This window comes from Streptomyces carpinensis, from assembly GCF_002154505.1.
In the GTDB taxonomy this organism is placed as follows: Bacteria; Actinomycetota; Actinomycetes; order Streptomycetales; family Streptomycetaceae; genus Streptomyces; species Streptomyces carpinensis.
Genome location: NZ_MUBM01000064.1, coordinates 22,677 through 42,462, shown reverse-complemented (window position 1 = coordinate 42,462; position 19,786 = coordinate 22,677). Strand labels below are relative to the sequence as shown.

At 70.9% G+C, this 19,786-nt stretch carries 18 protein-coding genes; 9 read left to right on the top strand and 9 right to left on the bottom strand.

Annotated features, from left to right (window positions below; all coding sequences use genetic code 11):
* Position 1 precedes the first annotated feature (1 nt).
* The gene (locus BZY54_RS09325; protein ID WP_086724414.1) at positions 2-1,372 is read left to right on the top strand and encodes an ABC transporter permease subunit; all 1,371 of its coding nucleotides are present in this window, start codon (positions 2-4) and stop codon (positions 1,370-1,372) included.
* Positions 1,369-2,208 carry a carbohydrate ABC transporter permease gene (locus BZY54_RS09320; RefSeq protein ID WP_086724412.1) on the top strand — a complete coding sequence of 280 codons (840 nt, stop codon included), beginning with the start codon at positions 1,369-1,371 and terminating at the stop codon, positions 2,206-2,208. Before BZY54_RS09325 ends, BZY54_RS09320 begins: the two co-directional genes overlap by 4 nt.
* 100 nt (positions 2,209-2,308) lie before the next feature.
* On the opposite strand, the gene pgl is transcribed toward BZY54_RS09320, so the two are convergent.
* From pgl to tkt, 5 genes are read right to left on the bottom strand one after another with little or no spacing between them, the layout of a single operon-like run.
* Entirely contained in the window at positions 2,309-3,049 is a 741-nt protein-coding gene (gene pgl, locus BZY54_RS09315; protein ID WP_244217060.1) for a 6-phosphogluconolactonase, read from the bottom strand.
* A 38-nt stretch (positions 3,050-3,087) separates the two neighbouring features.
* The gene (gene opcA / locus BZY54_RS09310) at positions 3,088-4,149 is read right to left on the bottom strand and encodes a glucose-6-phosphate dehydrogenase assembly protein OpcA (RefSeq protein WP_086724409.1); all 1,062 of its coding nucleotides are present in this window, start codon (positions 4,147-4,149) and stop codon (positions 3,088-3,090) included.
* Positions 4,146-5,684 carry a glucose-6-phosphate dehydrogenase gene (zwf, locus tag BZY54_RS09305; protein WP_086724407.1) on the bottom strand — a complete coding sequence of 513 codons (1,539 nt, stop codon included), beginning with the start codon at positions 5,682-5,684 and terminating at the stop codon, positions 4,146-4,148. The genes opcA and zwf overlap by 4 nt, the downstream gene beginning before the upstream one ends.
* A gap of 4 nt (positions 5,685-5,688) precedes the next feature.
* On the bottom strand, positions 5,689-6,807 hold the full coding sequence (gene tal / locus BZY54_RS09300; RefSeq protein WP_086724406.1) for a transaldolase: 1,119 nt from the start codon (positions 6,805-6,807) through the stop codon (positions 5,689-5,691).
* Positions 6,808-6,841: 34 nt separating this feature from the next.
* Positions 6,842-8,944 carry a transketolase gene (tkt, locus tag BZY54_RS09295; RefSeq protein ID WP_086724404.1) on the bottom strand — a complete coding sequence of 701 codons (2,103 nt, stop codon included), beginning with the start codon at positions 8,942-8,944 and terminating at the stop codon, positions 6,842-6,844.
* A 465-nt stretch (positions 8,945-9,409) separates the two neighbouring features.
* Between tkt and BZY54_RS09290 the strand changes: the two genes are divergently transcribed.
* The 3 genes from BZY54_RS09290 (at position 9,410) to BZY54_RS09280 (ending at position 12,010) form a co-directional block, all read left to right on the top strand.
* Positions 9,410-10,369 (top strand): heme o synthase, encoded by a 960-nt coding sequence (locus BZY54_RS09290; RefSeq protein WP_167413971.1) that lies wholly within the window; start codon positions 9,410-9,412, stop codon positions 10,367-10,369.
* An 88-nt stretch (positions 10,370-10,457) separates the two neighbouring features.
* Positions 10,458-10,790: a hypothetical protein gene (locus BZY54_RS09285; RefSeq protein ID WP_086724400.1), complete on the top strand. Its 333-nt coding sequence runs from the start codon at positions 10,458-10,460 to the stop codon at positions 10,788-10,790.
* Positions 10,791-10,903: 113 nt separating this feature from the next.
* The gene (locus BZY54_RS09280; RefSeq protein WP_086724397.1) at positions 10,904-12,010 is read left to right on the top strand and encodes an amidohydrolase family protein; all 1,107 of its coding nucleotides are present in this window, start codon (positions 10,904-10,906) and stop codon (positions 12,008-12,010) included.
* A gap of 163 nt (positions 12,011-12,173) precedes the next feature.
* Here the strand turns inward: BZY54_RS09280 and BZY54_RS09275 are convergent, their stop codons facing one another.
* From BZY54_RS09275 to BZY54_RS09260, 4 genes are all read right to left on the bottom strand, one after another.
* Positions 12,174-13,181: a COX15/CtaA family protein gene (locus tag BZY54_RS09275; protein WP_086724396.1), complete on the bottom strand. Its 1,008-nt coding sequence runs from the start codon at positions 13,179-13,181 to the stop codon at positions 12,174-12,176.
* Between the two features lie 55 nt (positions 13,182-13,236).
* Positions 13,237-13,953, bottom strand: coding sequence for an ABC transporter permease (locus BZY54_RS09270; protein WP_167413970.1), 717 nt, complete (start codon positions 13,951-13,953; stop codon positions 13,237-13,239).
* A 157-nt stretch (positions 13,954-14,110) separates the two neighbouring features.
* Positions 14,111-15,034, bottom strand: coding sequence for an ABC transporter ATP-binding protein (locus BZY54_RS09265; RefSeq protein ID WP_086724392.1), 924 nt, complete (start codon positions 15,032-15,034; stop codon positions 14,111-14,113).
* 31 nt (positions 15,035-15,065) lie between these two features.
* Positions 15,066-15,878: an AAC(3) family N-acetyltransferase gene (locus BZY54_RS09260; RefSeq protein WP_086724390.1), complete on the bottom strand. Its 813-nt coding sequence runs from the start codon at positions 15,876-15,878 to the stop codon at positions 15,066-15,068.
* A 161-nt stretch (positions 15,879-16,039) separates the two neighbouring features.
* Between BZY54_RS09260 and BZY54_RS09255 the strand changes: the two genes are divergently transcribed.
* The 4 genes from BZY54_RS09255 (at position 16,040) to BZY54_RS09240 (ending at position 19,785) form a co-directional block, all read left to right on the top strand.
* The gene (locus BZY54_RS09255; RefSeq protein WP_086724388.1) at positions 16,040-16,783 is read left to right on the top strand and encodes a helix-turn-helix transcriptional regulator; all 744 of its coding nucleotides are present in this window, start codon (positions 16,040-16,042) and stop codon (positions 16,781-16,783) included.
* Positions 16,780-18,201, top strand: a complete 1,422-nt coding sequence (gene sufB, locus BZY54_RS09250) for a Fe-S cluster assembly protein SufB (protein ID WP_086724386.1) — start codon at positions 16,780-16,782, stop codon at positions 18,199-18,201. Before BZY54_RS09255 ends, sufB begins: the two co-directional genes overlap by 4 nt.
* A gap of 79 nt (positions 18,202-18,280) precedes the next feature.
* The gene (gene sufD, locus BZY54_RS09245; RefSeq protein WP_086724385.1) at positions 18,281-19,465 is read left to right on the top strand and encodes a Fe-S cluster assembly protein SufD; all 1,185 of its coding nucleotides are present in this window, start codon (positions 18,281-18,283) and stop codon (positions 19,463-19,465) included.
* The gene (locus BZY54_RS09240; protein ID WP_086724383.1) at positions 19,462-19,785 is read left to right on the top strand and encodes a non-heme iron oxygenase ferredoxin subunit; all 324 of its coding nucleotides are present in this window, start codon (positions 19,462-19,464) and stop codon (positions 19,783-19,785) included. Before sufD ends, BZY54_RS09240 begins: the two co-directional genes overlap by 4 nt.
* Position 19,786 lies beyond the last annotated feature (1 nt).

Genomic DNA, 19,786 nt, shown 5'->3' with positions numbered 1-19,786 from the left:
CGTGACCGCCACCCTCACCAAGGACCGGGCGGCCGGCCCGCCGCCCGTCGGACGGGCCACCGGGCCGCGGCGCGCGCGGCGGCGGGGCCGGACCGTCGCCCTGCTGTTCGTGTTCCCGGCGCTGCTGCTGCTCGGCGCGCTCGTCCTCTACCCGGTGCTGTTCTCCGTCGGCCGCAGCTTCTTCGACGCCTCCGGCACCCGCTTCGTCGGCGGGGACAACTACACCGAGATGTTCCGCGACCCGGCCACCCTGAAGGCCATCCGGAACACCGTCGTCTGGGTGGTCGTCGCCCCGGCGCTGCTGACCGGGCTGGGCCTGATCCTCGCCGTGCTGGTGGAGAAGGTCCGCTGGGCGACGGCGTTCAAGCTGCTGCTGTTCATGCCCATGGCGGTGTCCTTCCTCGCCGCCGGGATCATCTTCCGGCTCGCCTACGACCAGGACCCGGACAAGGGCGTGCTCAACGCCGCCGCCGTCTCTGTCCACGACGCCTTCGCCGGCACCTCGTCGTACCCGACGGCACGGGCCCGCACCGGACCGCAGGGGCTGACCCAGGGGCACGACGGCTCCTACACCGTGAACACGACCGTGACGCCGGGCGGTGCCACCGTGGCGCTTGCGATGGTCGGCGTACTGCCGAAGGACCTGCCCGGGGACGCCTCGCCCGCCTACCCGGCGGCCGGCCGGAAAGCCGCCGCCGACGAGGTGCGCGGGGTCGTCTACCTGGACTTCACACCCGGCGGGACGGGCACGCCGGGCAAGGTCGACCAGCGGGAGAAGGGGCTGCCGGGGATGAAGGTCGAGGCAGTGCGCGACGGGCGGACCGTCGCGCACACCACGACCGCCTCCGACGGCTCCTTCCAACTCTCCGGCCTGCACACCGGGTCGTACACGCTCAGGCTCCCGGAGTCCAACTTCGCGCCGCCGTACCAGGGCATCTCCTGGCTCGGGCCGACGCTCGTCACACCGGCCATCATCGGGGCCTACCTGTGGATCTGGACCGGGTTCGCGATGGTGCTGATCGGCGCCGGCCTGTCCACGCTGCCGCGCGACGCGCTGGAGGCGGCCCGGATGGACGGCGCGAACGAGTGGCAGATCTTCCGCCGCATCACCGTGCCACTGCTCGCCCCGGTGCTGACGGTCGTCTTCGTCACGCTCGTCATCAACGTGATGAAGGTCTTCGACCTCGTCTACATCATCGCGCCCGGCCCGGTGCAGGAGGACGCCACCGTGCTGGCGACCCAGATGTGGCTGGTGTCCTTCGGCGGCGGCAACGACCAGGGCCTGGGCAGCGCACTCGGCGTACTGCTGCTGCTCCTGGTGATCCCCGCGATGGTCTTCAACGTCCGCCGCTTCCGAAGGAGTCAGCGATGAACGCGGTAAGGAGGGGCCTGGGCAACGGGCTCGTGCAGGCCTCCCTCGTGGTGATCGGCCTGATCTGGCTGACACCGCTGGCCGGCCTGTTCGTCTCCTCGCTGCGGTCGGCCCAGGACACCGCCAAGGGCGGCTGGTGGACGGCTCTGACCAGCCCCGGGCAGCTCTCCTTCGACAACTACTCGGCGCTGCTCGGGAACGCCGGGATCACCCAGGCCTTCTGGAACACCGTGCTGATCTCGGTGCCGGCGACCGTCCTCGTCGTCGTCCTCGCCGCGCTTGCCGGATACGCCTTCGCCTGGCTGGACTTCCCCGGCCGCGAGCCGCTGTTCCTGCTGGTGGTGGCGCTGCTGGTGGTGCCGGTGCAGATCGGTCTGCTGCCGGTGGCCAAACTCTTCGGGCAACTGGGGCTGTTCGGCACGATCCCCGGTGTCGTGCTGTTCCACGTGGCGTACGGGCTGCCGTTCGCGGTGTTCCTGCTGCGGAACTACTTCGCCGAGATGCCGAAGGAGATGCTGGAGGCGGCCCGGATGGACGGGGGCGGTGAGTGGCGCATCTTCGTGCAGCTCGTGCTGCCGGTGGGCCGGCCGGCGATCGCCAGCCTCGCCATCTTCGAGTTCCTGTGGGTGTGGAACGACATGCTGGTGGCGCTGCTGTTCGCCGACAGCTCTTCGCAGCCGCTGACGGTGGAACTCCAGTCGCAGGTCCGCCAGTTCGGCAGCAACATCGATGTGCTGGCGCCGGGGGCGTTCGTGTCGCTGGTGGTGCCGGTGGCGGTGTTCTTCGCCTTCCAGCGGCACTTCGTGCAGGGAGTGATGGCGGGTTCGGTGAAGTGAGGGAGCGGGGAAGGGGAGGGGCGGCGNNCGCCGCCCCTCCCCTTCCCCGAAGGCTGCCGGCCTGAACGGCCTCGTCCTCAGACGCCGGACGGGACCGACGTCACGCCGACGCCGGCGGGTACAGCGACCTCGGCAACTGGGAGGCCGCCGCCGTGTCCAGGAGCCACAGGGTGCGGGCCCGGCCGTAGGCGCCCGCAGCGGGGGCCTGGATCTCGCCCGCGCCCGAGAGGGCCATCGCCACCGCGTTCGCCTTGTCCTCACCCGCCGCGAGCAGCCACACCTCGCGGGCGGAGCGGATCGCGGGCAGGGTCAGGGAGACGCGGGTGGGCGGCGGCTTGGGCGAGCCGTGGACGCCGATCACCGTACGCTCCGTCTCCCGCACTCCCGGGTGCTCCGGGAACAGCGACGCCACGTGCGTGTCCGGGCCGACGCCCAGCATCAGCACGTCGAAGGTCGGGACCGCGCCGTGGTTCGCGGGACCGGCCGCACGGGCCAGCTCCTCGGCGTAGGCATCCGCCGCCGCCTCGACGTCCGTGCCGTACGGACCGTCCGACGCGGGCATGGCGTGCACGCGCTTGGGGTCCAGCGGTACGGAGTCCAGCAGCGCCTCCTCGGCCTGCGTGATGTTGCGCTCCGGGTCGCCCTCGGGCAGGAACCGCTCGTCGCCCCACCACAGGTCCAGGCGGCCCCAGTCGATCGCGTCGCGGGCCGGTGCGGAGGCCAGCGCGGCCAGCACACCGTTGCCGTTGCGACCGCCGGTCAGGACCACGTTCGCCGAGCCCGTCGAGGCCTGGGCGTCCACGATCTTCGTGATCAGCCGGGCCGCGGCGGCCTGCGCCATCAGTTCCTTGTCGCGGTGCACGACCAGCTGGGGAGTGCTCACTTCGCCGCCGCCTTCCGGCTGGGGGACTTCCGCGCGGTCTTGGCCGCCGCCCGCTGCGCGGGTGCCTTCGCCGCGTCCTCCTCGGGCGTGGCGACCGCGAGCGGCACCTGGTCGGCGGGCGCGGACTCCGCGTCGCCGTTCAGCCGGTCCACGCCGAAGCGCAGCGCCGACGCGTACGTGTCGTCCGGGTCGAGCCGCCGCAGCTCCTCCGCGATCAGCTCGGCCGTCTCCCGCCGCTTCAGCGCCACCGCGCGCTCCGGCTGCCCTTGGATGGACAGGGTCGCCAGCCTGCCGTCGGCCCGGTCCAGCTTGATCGGGCCGCAGCTGGTGTCCAGACGGACCGCGGTCAGCCCGGGACCGGCGGACAGCGAGCGCTTCACCGGCACCTCCAGCCGGTCCGCGAGCCACATCGCCAGCAGCTCGCAGCTCGGGTTGTACTCCTCGCCCTCCACCTCGACCGACCGGACCTCGCAGGTCACCTGGTCGAGAGCAGCCGCCAGCATCGAGCGCCACGGCGTGATCCGGGTCCACGCCAGATCCGTGTCGCCCGGGGTGTACGCCGCGGCCCGCGCCGCCAGTTCGCGCACCGGCTCCTCGCAGGCGTAGGTGTCGGTGACCCGGCGCTGCGCCAGCGCGCCCAGTGGGTCCTTGGCCGGGTCGAGCGGGCCGTTCACCGGCCACCAGACGACGACCGGCGCGTCCGGCAGCAGCAGCGGCAGCACCACCGACTGGGCGTGGTCGCAGACCTCGCCGTACAGCCGCAGCACCACCGTCTCGCCCGTGCCGGCCTCGGCGCCCACCCGCACCTCGGCGTCCAGCCGCGACGACGTGCGGTCGCGCAGGGTGCGCGAGACGCGCCGGATCACCACCAGGGTGCGCGAGGGGTGCTCGCGGGAGGCGTCAGCTGCGGCCTTGAGGGCGTCGTAGGCGTTCTCCTCGTCGGTGACGATGACGAGGGTGAGCACCATGCCCACCGCCGGGGTTCCGATCGCCCGGCGGCCCTGCACCAGCGCCTTGTTGATCTTCGCGGCCGTGGTGGCGGTCAGGTCTATCTTCATGGCCGGCGCCAGCTCCGTCCGTCTCGTGCGAGCATCTCGTCCGCCTCGGCGGGCCCCCACGTCCCGGACGCGTACTGCGCGGGCCTGCCGTGCTCGTCCCAGTACTCCTCGATCGGGTCGAGGATCTTCCAGGACAGCTCGACCTCCTCCGTGCGCGGGAAGAGGTTGGCGTCGCCCAGCAGCACGTCCAGGATCAGGCGCTCGTACGCCTCCGGGCTCGACTCGGTGAAGGACTCGCCGTAGGCGAAGTCCATCGACACGTCCCGGATCTCCATCGACGTGCCCGGCACCTTCGAGCCGAAGCGGACCGTCACGCCCTCGTCGGGCTGCACGCGGATGACGACCGCGTTCTGCCCGAGTTCCTCCGTCGCCGTGGTGTCGAAGGGGGAGTGCGGGGCGCGCTGGAAGACCACCGCGATCTCGGTGACCCGCCGGCCCAGCCGCTTGCCGGTGCGCAGGTAGAACGGCACACCCGCCCAGCGGCGGTTGTCGATCCCCAGCTTGATGGCCGCGTAGGTGTCGGTCTTCGACTTCTTGTCGATGCCCTCTTCCTCGAGGTAGCCGATGACCTTCTCGCCGCCCTGCCAGCCGCCCGCGTACTGCCCGCGCACGGTGGACTTGCCGAGGTCCTTCGGCAGCCGGACCGCGCCGAGCACCTTCTCCTTCTCCGCGGCCAGCGCGTCCGCGCCGAAGGAGGAGGGCTCCTCCATCGCGGTGAGCGCGAGCAGTTGGAGCAGGTGGTTCTGGATGACGTCCCGGGCGGCGCCGATGCCGTCGTAGTAGCCGGCCCGGCCGCCGATGCCGATGTCCTCGGCCATGGTGATCTGCACATGGTCCACGAAGGACCGGTTCCAGATCGGCTCGAACATCTGGTTGGCGAAGCGCAGCGCCAGGATGTTCTGGACGGTCTCCTTGCCCAGATAGTGGTCGATGCGGAAGACCTGGTCGGGCGCGAAGACCTCGTGCACGACCTGGTTCAGCGCCTCGGCCGAGGCCAGGTCGTGACCGAAGGGCTTCTCGATGACCGCGCGCCGCCAGGAACCGCCCGTCTGCTCGGCCAGCCGGTGCTTCTTCAGCTGCTGGATGACGACCGGGAAGGACTTCGGCGGCACCGAGAGGTAGAAGGCGAAGTTGCCGCCCGTGCCCTGCGCCTTGTCCAGCTCCTCGATCGTCCCGCGCAGCCGCTCGAACGCCTCGTCGTCGTCGAAGGTGCCCTGCACGAACCGCATGCCCTGGCTGAGCTGCTGCCAGACCTCCTCGCGGAACGGCGTGCGCGCGTGCTCCTTGACGGAGTCGTGCACGACGCTCGCGAAGTCCTCGTCCTCCCAGTCGCGGCGCGCGAAGCCGACCAGCGAGAATCCCGGCGGCAGCAGACCCCGGTTGGCGAGGTCGTACACGGCGGGCATCAGCTTCTTGCGCGACAGGTCGCCCGTGACGCCGAAGATGACCAGGCCCGACGGCCCCGCGATACGCGGGAGCCGTCGGTCCGCGGGGTCACGGAGCGGGTTCGCCCCGGTACCGGAAAGCGGCGACAAGGTGTCAGCCCTCCGTGGGGGCGAGGCGCTCCAGCTCCGCCTCGGTCGACTTCAGCAGGTCGTTCCAGGAGGACTCGAACTTCTCGACGCCCTCGTCCTCCAGGAGCTGGACCACGTCGTCGTAGGAGATGCCGATCCTCTCCAGCGCGTCCAGGTCGGCACGGGCCTGCTCGTAGGTGCCCCGGACGGCGTCGCCGCGGATCTCGCCGTGGTCGTCGGTCGCGTCCAGCGTGGCCTCCGGCATGGTGTTCACCGTGTTCGGCGCCACCAGCTCCTCGACGTACATGGTGTCCTTGTACGCCTTGTCCTTCACACCGGTGGAGGCCCACAGCGGACGCTGCTTGTTCGCGCCCGCCTTCTCCAGCGCGTTCCACCGGTCCGAGGCGAAGACCTCCTCGTAGGCCTCGTAGGCAAGGCGCGCGTTGGCCACGCCCGCCTTGCCGCGCAGCGCCTTGGCCTCGGCGGTGCCCATCTCGTCGATGCGCCGGTCGATCTCGGTGTCGACGCGGGAGACGAAGAAGGACGCCACCGAGCGGATCTTCGACAGGTCCAGGCCGCGCTCCTTGGCCTTCTCCAGGCCGGTCAGGTAGGCGTCCATGACCGCGCGGTAGCGTTCCAGCGAGAAGATCAGCGTGACGTTGACGCTGATGCCGTTGCCGATGGTCTCGGCGATCGCCGGCAGACCCGCCTGGGTGGCCGGGATCTTGATGAGCGTGTTCGGGCGGTCCACCAGCCACGCCAGCTGCCGGGCCTCGGCGACCGTCGCCTTGGTGTTGTGCGCCAGGCGCGGGTCGACCTCGATGGAGACCCGGCCGTCCTGGCCGTCGGTCGCCTCGAAGACCGGGCGCAGGATGTCGGCGGCGTCTCGGACGTCCGCCGTGGTGATCATGCGGATGGCCTCTTCCACGGTCACCTTGCGGGCGGCCAGGTCCGACAGCTGCCGGTCGTACCCGTCGCCCTGCGAGATCGCCTTCTGGAAGATCGTCGGGTTGGTGGTGACGCCCACGACGTGCTGCTGGTCGATCAGCTCGGCGAGGTTGCCGGACGTGATCCGCTTGCGCGACAGATCGTCCAGCCAGATCGCGACGCCTTCATCGGAGAGGCGCTTGAGTGCGTCTGTCATGGAAATTGCATCTCCTACGTGTCGTATATGAGCGTCAGCGCTGGGCGGCGGCGATGGATTCCCGGGCCTTGGCGGCCACGTTCTCGGCGGTGAAGCCGAATTCGCGGAAGAGCACCTTGGCGTCGGCGGAGGCACCGAAGTGCTCCAGGGAAACAATGCGCCCGGCGTCTCCCACGTACTTGTGCCACGGCAGGCCCACGCCCGCCTCGACCGCGACGCGCGCCCGCACGGCCGGGGGCAGGACGCTGTCCCGGTACCCCTGGTCCTGCTCCTCGAACCACTCCTGGCACGGCATGGACACCACGCGGGTCGGCACTCCGTCGGCCTGGAGCTGCTCGCGCGCCTCGACGGCGACGTGCACCTCGGAGCCGGTGGCGATCAGGATCACCTGCGGCTCGGCGCTCTGCCCGTCGGGCCCGTCCGCCTCGAACAGCACGTAGCCGCCCTTGGCCGCGTCGTCGTTGGGCTCGTAGGTCGGCACACCCTGACGGGTCAGGGCGAGACCGTGCGGCTGGCCCTTGCCGAACTCCTTGGTCCAGCGCCCCAGGATCTCGCGCCAGGCGATGGCGGTCTCGTTGGCGTCGGCCGGGCGGACGATGTTCAGGCCCGGGATGGCGCGCAGCGAGGCCAGGTGCTCGACCGGCTGGTGGGTGGGGCCGTCCTCGCCCAGGCCGATGGAGTCGTGCGTCCACACGTACGTCACCGGCAGGTGCATCAGGGCCGACAGGCGCACGGCGTTGCGCATGTAGTCGGAGAACACCAGGAAGGTGCCGCCGTAGACGCGGGTGTTGCCGTGCAGCGTGATGCCGTTCAGCTCCGCGCCCATGGAGTGCTCGCGGATGCCGAAGTGGATGGTGCGGCCGTACGGGTCGGCCTCCGGCAGCGGGTTGCCCTCGGGCAGGAACGACGACGTCTTGTCGATCGTGGTGTTGTTCGAACCCGCGAGGTCGGCCGAGCCACCCCACAGCTCCGGGATCACCTCGCCGAGGGCCTGCAGCACCTTGCCGGATGCGGCACGCGTGGCCAGGCCCTTGCCGGCCTCGAACACCGGGATCTTCTCGTCCCAGCCGGTCGGCAGCTCGGCCGCTGCGATCCGGTCGTACTCGGCGGCCCGCTCGGCGTTCGCCTCGCGCCAGGCCTGGAAGGTCTTCTCCCACTCGGCCTTGGCCTGCCGGCCGCGCTCCAGCGCCTGGCGGGTGTGGTCGATGACCTCGTCCGCGACCTCGAAGTGCTGCTCGGGGTCGAAGCCCAGGACGCGCTTGGTGGCGGCGACCTCGTCCTCGCCCAGCGCCGAGCCGTGCGCGGCCTCGGTGTTCTGCGCGTTCGGGGCCGGCCAGGCGATGATCGAGCGCATCGCGATGAAGGACGGCCGGTCGGTGACGGCCTTGGCCTTCTGGATCGCCTCGTAGATCGCCTGCGGGTCCAGGTCGCCGTCCGCCTTCGGCTCCACGCGCTGCACGTGCCAGCCGTAGGCCTCGTAGCGCTTGGCGGTGTCCTCGGAGACGGCCGTCTCGGTGTCGCCCTCGATCGAGATGTGGTTGTCGTCCCACAGCAGGATCAGGTTGCCCAGCTTCTGGTGGCCGGCCAGCGAGGACGCCTCCGCGGAGATGCCCTCCTGCAGACAGCCGTCACCGGCGATGCAGTAGATGTAGTGGTCGAAGGGGGACTCGCCCGCGGGGGCCTCGGGGTCGAAGAGGCCGCGCTCGTAGCGGGCGGCCATCGCCATGCCCACCGAGTTGGCCACACCCTGGCCCAGCGGGCCGGTCGTGGTCTCCACGCCCTTGGTGTGGCCGTACTCCGGGTGGCCGGGGGTCTTCGAGCCCCAGGTGCGGAAGGCCTTCAGGTCGTCCAGCTCCAGGCCGAAGCCGGCCAGGTACAGCTGGGTGTAGAGGGTCAGCGAGGAGTGGCCGGCGGACAGCACGAAACGGTCGCGCCCCACCCACTGCGGATCGGCCGGGTCGTGCCGCATCACCTTCTGGAACAGGGTGTAGGCGGCGGGAGCCAGGCTCATCGCCGTACCCGGATGGCCGTTTCCGACCTTCTGTACGGCATCGGCGGCCAGGACGCGCGCGGTGTCCACCGCACGCTGGTCCAACTCGGTCCACTCGAGGTCTGTGGTGGTCGGCTTGGTGCTCACCCTGGGTCAGGGCTCCTCTCCACATGTCGGATGCCGGTACACGTGAGCGCACCGGCTGCCGGCGTTCTGGCGTCGGCCGGCCGTTGCTGAGCCTACCCCCGTAAGGACGTGCATTTTTTCGAGTCATTCCAGACTGCCGGGACTCTCCGAAATCCGCCTCCCGACTGGCCGGGACGATATTCGGCAACTGAATACGGAGCCGCTCATCCGATCGCTCAATCGAGCTCTTGCGCGCCCGTCGGAAGGTCGTTCGAAGGGCGTCCGGAAGGCCCTCCGAAAGACTGTTCCCTTTGTCGTCCCGGCGGGCCCGCGCACCCGCCTCGCGGCCCGTCGCCGGGGCGCCGGCCAACACGACCCGACCCCCGCGAATGTCCGGGTCTGGGCAACGTCTACAGTGGCGTGGTACGCGCGAGCCTTTACCGAGAGTTCACAGGGTGGGGGTTCGCTGGGATGTCTCTGTCAGGGGTGTGCGTGACGGCCGTCGAATCCCGTCCAGCGGGACTACTCGGTGCAGGCCAGAGCCCGAGCCCGAGCCACCGGCCGTTCGGGGCCCGTGTCAAGGCGTTCGTGGCGCTGACCAAGCCGCGGATCATCGAGTTGCTGCTCATCACCACCGTTCCGGTGATGTTCCTGGCGCAGCAGGGCGTGCCCGACCTCAAGCTGGTGCTGCTGACCTGCGTCGGCGGCTACCTCTCCGCGGGCGGCGCCAACGCGCTGAACATGTACATCGACCGTGACATCGACGCGCTCATGGACCGCACCTCGCAGCGCCCGCTGGTCACCGGGATGGTCAGCCCGCGCGAGTGCCTGGCCTTCGGCATCAGCCTCGCGGTCGTCTCGACGCTGCTGTTCGGGCTCACCGTCAACTGGCTGTCGGCGTGGCTGTCGCTCGGAGCGCTCCTCTTCTACGTCGTCGTCTACACGATGATCCTCAAGAGGCGTACGTCGCAGAACATCGTCTGGGGCGGTATCGCGGGCTGCCTGCCGGTGCTCATCGGCTGGTCGTCCGTCACGGACTCCATGTCGTGGGCGCCGATCGTCCTCTTCCTCGTGATGTTCTTCTGGACGCCGCCGCACTACTGGCCGCTGTCCATGAAGGTCAAGGAGGACTACGCGCGCGTGGGTGTGCCGATGCTCCCGGTCGTCGCCTCCAACAAGGTGGTGGCCCGGCAGATCGTGATCTACAGCTGGGTGATGGTCGCCGTCTCGCTGCTGCTCACCCCTCTCGGCTACACGGGCTGGTTCTACACGGTGGTCGCGCTCGCGGCCGGCGGCTTCTGGCTCTGGGAGGCGCACGGGCTGCAGAACCGGGCCAAGGCCGAGGTGACCGGCGCGAAGCTGAAGGAGATGCGGCTGTTCCACTGGTCGATCACCTACGTGTCGATCCTCTTCGTCGCGGTCGCGGTGGACCCCTTCCTGCGCTGACGGCGTCTCCGTGACGGGTGGGGTGCGTGGTCAAGGCCACGCACCCCACCCGTCGCCGTTCGATCTACCCATCGGTAGCATCCTGGCCATGGCAGACACGCAGCAGGTTGACCCCAAGGCCGAGCGCACGGCGACCCGCCTCGCCCAGCGGATCGGCTCCTTCTCCAGGGCGCACGGCGGGGCCGAGGGGCAGATCGCGTACATCGGTCAGCGCGGCGCCCGGATCGTCCTCGTCGGCGAGGACGGCACCTGGGGCGACATCGTGGCCCCCACGAACGCCATCGCCCAGCAGGCGGTCGAGAAGTCCGGGATCACCGTCCACGAGGCGTTCGACGGCGAGTTCGCCGCCAAGGTCGAGACGGGCCCGTACGAGTGGTCCCGCATGGCGGGCATCCAGCTGGGCGGCCCGAGCAACCGCTGAGGCGCCGTGACCCGGCCCGCGGGCCGGACACCACCCGGCGGCCGAGCAACACCTGGGAGCCGGTTCACCCGTTAGGACCCGTGGAGGAAGTGGTCCACCCACGGGAGAACCGGATGATCGAGACGCCGTCCCTCGTGGACCAGTACTGCCACGGCGTACTGAGAACGGAGCTGGGCCTCGGCACCTTCGAGGCCCAGCTGGCCCGGACCGAGGGCCCGCCCGCTCCGGGCACCACTCTCTTCGACACCCAGACCGGCTTCGCCGTACGCCGCTGGTGCCCGCCGCTGCTCGGCCTGGAGCCGCACTGCCCGCCCGCGCGCTATCTCGCCCGGCGCCGGGAACTGGGCGCCCTGGAGTCCGGCCGCAGACTGCTGCGCGGCAGCGGCATCACGACCTACCTCGTCGACACCGGGCTGCCCGGTGACCTCACCGGCCCAGGCGAGATGGCCTCGGCGGGCGACGCCGCCGCCCACGAGATCGTGCGCCTGGAACTCCTCGCCGAGCAGGTCGCCGACACCTCCGGCACCGTCGAGTCCTTCCTCGCCAACCTCGCCGAGTCGGTGCACGGCGCCGCCGCGCACGCGGTCGCCTTCACCTCCCTGGCGGGCGTGCGGCACGGCCTGGCGCTCGCGCCCGAGCCGCCCGGGCCGGGGGAGGTGCGGGGCGCCGCGGGCCGTTGGATGGCCGGGCGGACGGTCGGCGGGAAGCTGAGCGATCCGGTGCTGCTGCGTCACCTGCTGTGGGTCGCGGTGGCCTCCGGGCGGCCTCTGCAACTGCACGCGGGGCTCGGTGAGCCGGGCCTGCGCATCGACCGCACCGATCCGGTGCTCCTGACGGACTTCGTACGGGCGACGGCGGGCCTGGGCACGGACCTCGTCCTGCTGCACGGCTACCCCTACCACCGCCACGCCGCCCACCTCGCCGGCGTCTTCCCGCATGTCTACGCCGACTCGGGCGCCGCCCTGGTGCGCACCGGGGCCCGGGCCGCCACCATCCTCGCCGAGATCCTGGAGCTGGCCCCCTTCGGCAAGATCCTCTTCTCCAGCGGCGCCCACGGACTGCCGGAGCTGCACGTGGTGGGGGCCCGCCTGTTCCGCGAGGCGCTGGCGAGGGTGCTGGGATCCTGGGTCGCGGAGGGCGCATGGTCGCCCTCGGACGCGCAGCGGGTGGCGGTCATGGTCGCTGCGGGCAACGCCCGGCGGTTGTACGGGCTGCAGTGACGGCGCGAAGGGGCCCGCCCCTCGCCCGCGCCCTCGCCTCGCCCGCGCCGGCGTCGCCCAGGCCTTGCGGCTCCTGCCCGCCTGGGCCCTGCTCACGGGCGCCTAGTCGTCGACGCGTCGCTCGCTCGCCGACGCCTCCGCGGCCCTCCGAGGCTGCGGTCGTCTACGCCTTCGTCAGCGCGGCCTCGGCGGACTGCTCCGGAAGGCCGGTCACCGCCTCGGGCCGCTCGCGCAGCGACAGCAGCACCCGCATCACCCCGATCCACACCAGGCACGAGCCGAGCATGTGCAGGCCGACCAGGAGTTCGGGAAGGTGTGTGAAGTACTGGACGTAGCCGATGACGCCCTGGCCGAGCAGGATCAGGAACAAGTCCCGGGTGCGGTGCAGCGGCCCCCTCGGCGCGTCGACGGCCTTGAGGACGAACCACAGGGCGAACGTCAGCGTCACCACGATCCAGGCCAGCACCGCGTGCAGCTTGGCGACCGTCTCCCAGTCGATCGGGATGCGGGCCACCTCCTTGGAGTCGCCCGCGTGCGGACCCGCTCCGGTCACCACCGTGCCCACCGCGATCAGCAGCACGCTCGCCACGACCAGGAACCACACCAGCTGCTGCACCGCCTTGCCGACCAGCGGCCTCGGTGCCGTGTCGCCCTCGCGGGTGCGCTGCCACATCACCGTGCCGACCGTGATCAGCGCCGTGGACAGCAGGAAGTGGGCCGCCACGGTGTAGGGGTTCAGGCCGACGAGGACCACGATGCCGCCGAGCACCGCGTTGCCCATGACGATCCAGAACTGCCACCAGCCCAGCCGGGTCAGGCTGTGCCGCCACGGGCGCTGCGAGCGGGCGGCGATGATCGCCCAGCCGACGGCGGCGCACAGCACGTACGTCAGCATCCGGTTGCTGAACTCGATCACACCGTGGAAGCCCATCGCCCGCGTGGTGGTCAGCGAGTCGTCGGTGCAGGTGGGCCAGGTGGGGCAGCCCAGGCCCGAGCCGGTCAGGCGGACGGCGCCGCCGGTGACGACGATGACGACCGCCATGGCGAGCGCGGCGAGGGCCGCCCGCTGGACGGTCCTCGGGTTGGGGGTCCAGCGATCGGCGATGAAGGCGAGCGGGTTGCGCACGGCGGACACGACGTCGGCGCGGGTCAGGTTCGGCACGCGTTCCATCGTAGGCCGCCGCTTGTGCACGCTTTCACGAGGGTCCATGGGATACCTCCGGCCCCTACTCCCAGCGGAAGAGCTTTCCGGCGGCGGCCAGCCCCACGACCGCCCAGACGGCGAGGATCCCCAGGTCGCCCCACGGCATCCCGGCGCCGTGCTGCAAAACGTCCCGCAGGCCGTCGGAGAGCGCGGAGATGGGCAGCAGGCCGAGCACGTCCTGCGCGCCGGAGGGGAACTTGTCCAGCGGCACGACGACCCCGCCGCCGACCAGCAGCAGCAGGAAGACCAGGTTGGCGGCGGCCAGCGTGGCCTCGGCCTTGAGGGTCCCGGCCATCAGCAGACCGAGGCCGGAGAAGGCCGCCGTGCCGAGCACGAGCAGCAGGAGCACGGCGAACGGGTTGCCGTGCGGGGACCAGCCGAGCGCGAACGCGATCACGGTCAGCAGGACGACCTGGAGGACCTCCGTGACCAGCACCGACGCCGTCTTGGCGGTCATCAGGCCCCACCGGGGCAGCGGGGAGGAGGCCAGCCGCTTCAGGACGCCGTAGCGCCGCTCGAAGCCCGTGGCGATGGCCTGCCCGGTGAACGCCGTGGACATCACGGCCAGGGCGAGGACACCGGGGGTGAGGAAGTTCACGGCCTTGCCCGCTCCGGTGTCCACGATGTCCACGGAGCTGAACAGCACCAGCAGCAGGGTGGGGATCACCACGGTCAGCAGCAGCTGCTCGCCGTTGCGCAGCAGCATCTTCGTCTCCAGCGCCGCCTGCGCCGCGATCATGCGGGACAGCGGGGCCGCGCCGGGGCGCGGGGCGTAGGTGCCGGTGGGAGTGCCGGTGGCGGTGGTCACGAGCGCGGCTCCTTGCCGGTCAGCTCAAGGCTGTGTTCTCCCGGGGGACGCCCCCCGCGCCCCCGGCCGGGCTCGGTGTGGACCGGATTCATGAACGAAGCTCCTTGCCCGTCAGCTCGAGAAATACATCCTCAAGGGTGTGCCGCTCGACGGAGATCCTGTCCGGCATCACCCCGTGCTGCGCGCACCACGAGGTCACCGTCGCGAGCAGCTGCGGGTCGACCTTGCCGACGACCCGGTACGAGCCCGGCGTCAGCTCGGCGGCGGAGCTGTCGGCGGGCAGCGCCTTGAGCAGGGACGCGACGTCCAGTCCGGGGCGGCCGGTGAAGCGCAGGGTGTTCTCCGCGCCGCCGCGGCACAGCTCCTCCGGGGAGCCCTGGGCGATGACCCGGCCGGCGTCGATGACGGCCACGTCGTCGGCGAGCTGCTCGGCCTCTTCCATGTAGTGCGTGGTGAGGATCACGGACACGCCGTCGGCGCGCAGGTCGCGCACCAGGTCCCAGGTGGCCCGGCGGGCCTGCGGGTCGAGTCCGGCGGTCGGCTCGTCGAGGAACACGAGCTCGGGCCGGCCGACCACGGCCATGGCGAGCGCGAGCCGCTGCTGCTGCCCGCCGGACAGCCTGCGGTAGCCGGTCCGCCCGCAGCCGCCCAGGCCCAGCCGCTCGATCAGGGCGTCCACGTCCAGCGGGTGGGCGTGCAGCTTGGCTACGTGCCGCAGCATCTCGTCGGCCCGCGCGCCCGAGTAGACGCCTCCGGACTGGAGCATGACGCCGATCCGGGGCCGCAGCTCGGCGGACTGTCTCACGGGGTCGAGGCCCAGGACGCGCACCGTGCCGGCATCCGGCTTCCGGTACCCCTCGCAGGTCTCGACCGTGGTCGTCTTGCCCGCGCCGTTGGGACCGAGTACGGCGGTCACACCCGCCCCGGCCACCAGGTCGAGGCCGTCCACCGCGGTCTTCGTGCCGTACCGCTTCACCAGGGCCTGGACCTGGACCACGGGCTCACTTCGCATGGCTCCAGAGTCTAGGGACGCGCCGGAGGCCTCAGGAGGCCGGGTGCGGGAAGTCCTCCTCACGGGGGCGGTGCACCGGGAGCCAGCGCTCGGCGTACGCCACCGCGTCCGCCACCGGGAACAGCCGCGCCCGGGCCGCGCCCACCGTCCCGCGCACCACCGGACGGTCCCGTTCGAAGTCGTGCCCGAGCTCGTCGAACCGCTCGGAGGTGATCGACACCTCCGTCATGGTCTCCCAGCCGTCGGGCCCGGGCCGGCCGACCTCCTCCAGGGGTGACGGTATGCGGTACTCGGCCAGGTGGAAGCTGGTGCAGGAGTCGTATCCGGCGCCCAGCAGAAGCACGCGGGCGCCGCAGGCCTCCAACCGGGCCAGCGGACTGCGCTCTCCCAGCCGGCAGTCGGGGGCGTGGCCCTCGGTGATCTCGGCGGCACGCGGGCCGACGGCCGCGAACGAGGAGTGCGGATGCGCGCTGCGCCGCGCGCCCGGCCAGGTGCGCACGGTCTCGGGGATCACCCCCACACCGCGGGAGCGCGTGGTCAGCGGGTCGTAGGCGGGGATGGAGGCGCGGATCGCCTCCCACCACTCCTCGGGCACGGGGGGCCTGCTCCACAGGGCGGGGTCGGAGAGATCGGCGGAATGGGCGGGAACCACGAGCGTGCCGCCGGGGCCGAGGACGTCCAGCAGGCCCTGGACGACCGCGACGGCACCGCCGCAGACCCAGCCGAGCGAACTCAGGGAGGAGTGCACGAGAAGGATCTCGCCGGGGCGGACGCCGAGCTCGATCAGCTGCTCGGCGATCATGGTCCGGGTGACAAGAGGGCCGGTCACGGGTGGTGTGGGCATGGTCCGGCAGTCTGCTGCACAGCGTCGGGCGGTGCCACCCGTTCGATCGATCACGGATCGTTTCCGCAGGTCGGATTAGGTTTACCTAAGTGACGCAGGGCACCGCCCACCCGGACCAAGGCCGCTTGTCAGGTTCTGCGGAATTACGCAACAATGGCGTTGTGAAAAACGTCGGCGAGGCTCGGGAGACCCCCACGGGGGCCCCTCAGGAGGAGTTCGCGACCGGGGAGCGTTCCACGCGCAACCGGGTCGCGCGGTCCATCCTGGACCACGGCCCGTCGACGGTCGCCGAGCTGGCCGGTCGGCTCGGGCTCACCCAGGCGGCCGTGCGGCGCCACCTGGACGCCCTGGTGGCCGACGACGTCGTGGAGGCGCGCGAGCAGCGGGTGTACGGGGCGCGGACGCGCGGCCGGCCCGCCAAGGTCTTCGCGCTCACCGACTGCGGCCGGGACGCCTTCGACCAGTCCTACGACAAGCTCGCCGCGGACGCGCTGCGCTGGATCGCCGAGCAGGAGGGCGGGCAGAAGGCTGTGGCCGCCTTCGCCCGGGCCCGCATCGCCGCGCAGGCGGGCGCGTACCGCAAGGCGATCGAGGGCGTCAGCCCCGACAAGCGGGCCGAAGCGCTGGCCAAGGCGCTGAGCCAGGACGGGTACGCTGCTACGGCGCGCAGCGCGCCCCTCCCGCACAAGGGCGAGCAGCTCTGCCAGCACCACTGCCCGGTGGCGCATGTCGCGGAACAGTTCCCACAGCTCTGCGAGGCGGAGACGGAGATCTTCGCCGAGCTGCTGGGTACCCACGTCCAGCGACTGGCGACCATCGCCCACGGCGACGGCGTCTGTACGACGTTCATCCCCCAGATTTCCACTGACGCATCTGCAAGCACGGCCGGGAGGAACCCCGCATGACTCTCCCCACGGAGACTGCTCACCCCGAACTCGAGGGCCTGGGCAAGTACGAATACGGCTGGGCCGACTCCGACGTGGCCGGTGCCTCCGCCAGGCGCGGCCTGAACGAGGAGGTCGTCCGCGACATCTCCGGCAAGAAGGCGGAGCCGGAGTGGATGACCAAGCTGCGCCTGAAGGGCCTCAGGCTCTTCGAGAAGAAGCCGATGCCGAACTGGGGCTCGGATCTGTCGGGGATCGACTTCGACAACATCAAGTACTTCGTGCGCTCCACGGAGAAGCAGGCGGAGTCCTGGGAGGACCTGCCCGAGGACATCAAGAACACCTACGACAAGCTCGGCATCCCGGAGGCGGAGAAGCAGCGCCTGGTCGCCGGTGTCGCCGCGCAGTACGAGTCGGAGGTCGTCTACCACCAGATCCGCGAGGACCTGGAGGAGCAGGGCGTCATCTTCCTGGACACCGACACCGCCCTCAAGGAGCACCCGGAGCTCTTCAAGGAGTACTTCGGCACGGTGATCCCGGCCGGCGACAACAAGTTCGCCGCGCTGAACACCGCCGTGTGGTCCGGCGGCTCCTTCATCTACGTCCCGCCGGGCGTCCACGTGGAGATCCCGCTCCAGGCCTACTTCCGGATCAACACCGAGAACATGGGCCAGTTCGAGCGGACCCTGATCATCGTCGACGAGGGCGCCTACGTGCACTACGTCGAGGGCTGCACCGCGCCGATCTACAAGTCGGACTCGCTGCACTCCGCGGTCGTCGAGATCATCGTCAAGAAGAACGCCCGCTGCCGCTACACGACCATCCAGAACTGGTCGAACAACGTCTACAACCTGGTCACCAAGCGCGCCGTGGCCTACGAGGGCGCGACCATGGAGTGGGTCGACGGCAACATCGGCTCCAAGGTGACGATGAAGTACCCGGCCGTCTACCTGATGGGCGAGCACGCCAAGGGCGAGACCCTGTCCATCGCCTTCGCCGGCGAGGGCCAGCACCAGGACGCGGGCGCCAAGATGGTCCACATGGCGCCGAACACGTCGTCCAACATCGTCTCGAAGTCCGTGGCGCGCGGTGGCGGCCGTACGTCCTACCGCGGTCTGATCGAGATCGGCGAGGGCGCCGCCGGGTCGAAGTCGAACGTGCTGTGCGACGCGCTGCTGGTCGACACCATCTCCCGGTCGGACACCTACCCCTACGTCGACGTCCGCGAGGACGACGTGTCCATGGGCCACGAGGCCACGGTCTCCAAGGTCTCCGAGGACCAGCTCTTCTACCTGATGAGCCGCGGTCTGAGCGAGGACGAGGCCATGGCGATGATCGTGCGCGGCTTCGTCGAGCCGATCGCCAAGGAACTGCCCATGGAGTACGCGCTGGAGCTCAACCGGCTGATCGAGCTGCAGATGGAGGGCGCGGTCGGCTGACACCGGCCCCGGGCCGGCGAGCAGCCGGCCCGCAGTCCCCTCCCAGCCCATACCTGAGAAAGCGAGCATGACGACAGCCATGGCTGAGGCTCAGAACATCCCGGTGGGTTCCACCACCGCCGGCTCGATCGCGGTGGCCGCGGAGTCGACCGTCGCCACGCGCATGAGCGCGCCGCCCTCCTTCGACGTGGCGGACTTCCCGGTCCCGCACGGCCGCGAGGAGGAGTGGCGGTTCACCCCGCTGGAGCGGCTGCGCGGTCTGCACGACGGCACCGCCACCGCCACCGGCGCCGGCGTGAAGGTGGACGTCCAGGCCCCCGAGGGCGTCACCGTCGAGACCGTCGGCCGCGACGACGCCCGGCTCGGCAAGGCCGGCACCCCGGTGGACCGCGTCGCCGCCCAGGCCTACTCCGCCTTCGAGCAGGCCTCGGTCGTGACCGTCCCCAAGGAGGCCGTCCTCGCCGAGCCGATCCGCATCGCCGTGCACGGCGAGGGCGGGGTCGCCTACGGCCACCAGGTCATCGAGCTCGGGGCCTTCGCCGAGGCCGTCGTCGTCATCGACCACACCGGTGACGCGGTGCTCGCCACCAACGTCGACTACGTCCTGGGCGACGGTGCCAAGCTCACCGTCGTCTCCGTCCAGGACTGGGACGACAAGGCCGTCCACGTCGCCCAGCACAACGCGCTGGTCGGCCGGGACGCCTCCTTCAAGTCGGTCGTCGTCACCTTCGGCGGCGACGTGGTCCGGCTGAACCCGCGTGTGACCTACGCCGGCACCGGTGGCGAGGCCGAGCTGTACGGCCTGTACTTCACCGACGCCGGGCAGCACCAGGAGCACCGCCTGCTGGTCACCCACAACACCCCGCACTGCAAGTCGAACGTCGCCTACAAGGGCGCGCTCCAGGGCGACGACGCGCACGCCGTGTGGATCGGTGACGTGCTCATCGAGGCCGAGGCCGAGGGCACGGACACGTACGAGATGAACCGCAACCTGGTGCTGACCGACGGCGCCCGGGTCGACTCCGTGCCGAACCTGGAGATCGAGACCGGCGAGATCGTCGGCGCCGGCCATGCCTCCGCCACCGGCCGCTTCGACGACGAGCAGCTCTTCTACCTGATGGCCCGCGGCATCCCGGAGCACGAGGCCCGCCGCCTCGTGGTCCGCGGCTTCTTCGCCGAACTGGTCCAGCAGATCGGTGTCAAGGACATCGAGGAGCGCCTGCTCGCCAAGATCGAGGAGGAGCTGGAGGCGTCGGTCGCATGAGCGGCACCTTCGTACGCGTCTGCGGGCTGAGCGAGCTGGAGGAGGACACCCCCAAGCGGGTGGAGATCGACGGCACGCCGGTCTCGGTCGTGAGGACCGAGGGGGAGGTGTTCGCCATCAACGACATCTGCTCGCACGCGAACGTCTCGCTCTCCGAGGGCGAGGTCGACGACTGCCACATCGAGTGCTGGCTGCACGGCTCGCGCTTCGACCTCCGCTCCGGCAAGCCGGACGCCCTCCCCGCGACGCGCCCCGTCCCCGTATACCCCGTAAAGATCGAAGGGGACGACGTTCTCGTCTCCCTCACCCAGGAGTCCTGAG

Excerpts from the sequence above, each read along its gene's own strand:
- BZY54_RS09320 (WP_086724412.1), top strand. The coding sequence starts at position 1,369 with ATGAACGCGGTAAGGAGGGGCCTGGGCAACGGGCTCGTGCAGGCCTCC.
- pgl (WP_244217060.1), bottom strand. The coding sequence starts at position 3,049 with ATGGCGCAGGCCGCCGCGGCCCGGCTGATCACGAAGATCGTGGACGCC.
- opcA (WP_086724409.1), bottom strand. The coding sequence starts at position 4,149 with ATGAAGATAGACCTGACCGCCACCACGGCCGCGAAGATCAACAAGGCG.
- tal (WP_086724406.1), bottom strand. The coding sequence starts at position 6,807 with ATGACAGACGCACTCAAGCGCCTCTCCGATGAAGGCGTCGCGATCTGG.
- BZY54_RS09285 (WP_086724400.1), top strand. The coding sequence starts at position 10,458 with ATGGCAGACACGCAGCAGGTTGACCCCAAGGCCGAGCGCACGGCGACC.
- BZY54_RS09280 (WP_086724397.1), top strand. The coding sequence starts at position 10,904 with ATGATCGAGACGCCGTCCCTCGTGGACCAGTACTGCCACGGCGTACTG.
- BZY54_RS09275 (WP_086724396.1), bottom strand. The coding sequence starts at position 13,181 with ATGGAACGCGTGCCGAACCTGACCCGCGCCGACGTCGTGTCCGCCGTG.
- BZY54_RS09270 (WP_167413970.1), bottom strand. The coding sequence starts at position 13,953 with ATGATCGCGGCGCAGGCGGCGCTGGAGACGAAGATGCTGCTGCGCAAC.
- BZY54_RS09265 (WP_086724392.1), bottom strand. The coding sequence starts at position 15,034 with ATGCGAAGTGAGCCCGTGGTCCAGGTCCAGGCCCTGGTGAAGCGGTAC.
- BZY54_RS09260 (WP_086724390.1), bottom strand. The coding sequence starts at position 15,878 with ATGCCCACACCACCCGTGACCGGCCCTCTTGTCACCCGGACCATGATC.
- sufB (WP_086724386.1), top strand. The coding sequence starts at position 16,780 with ATGACTCTCCCCACGGAGACTGCTCACCCCGAACTCGAGGGCCTGGGC.
- sufD (WP_086724385.1), top strand. The coding sequence starts at position 18,281 with ATGGCTGAGGCTCAGAACATCCCGGTGGGTTCCACCACCGCCGGCTCG.
- BZY54_RS09240 (WP_086724383.1), top strand. The coding sequence starts at position 19,462 with ATGAGCGGCACCTTCGTACGCGTCTGCGGGCTGAGCGAGCTGGAGGAG.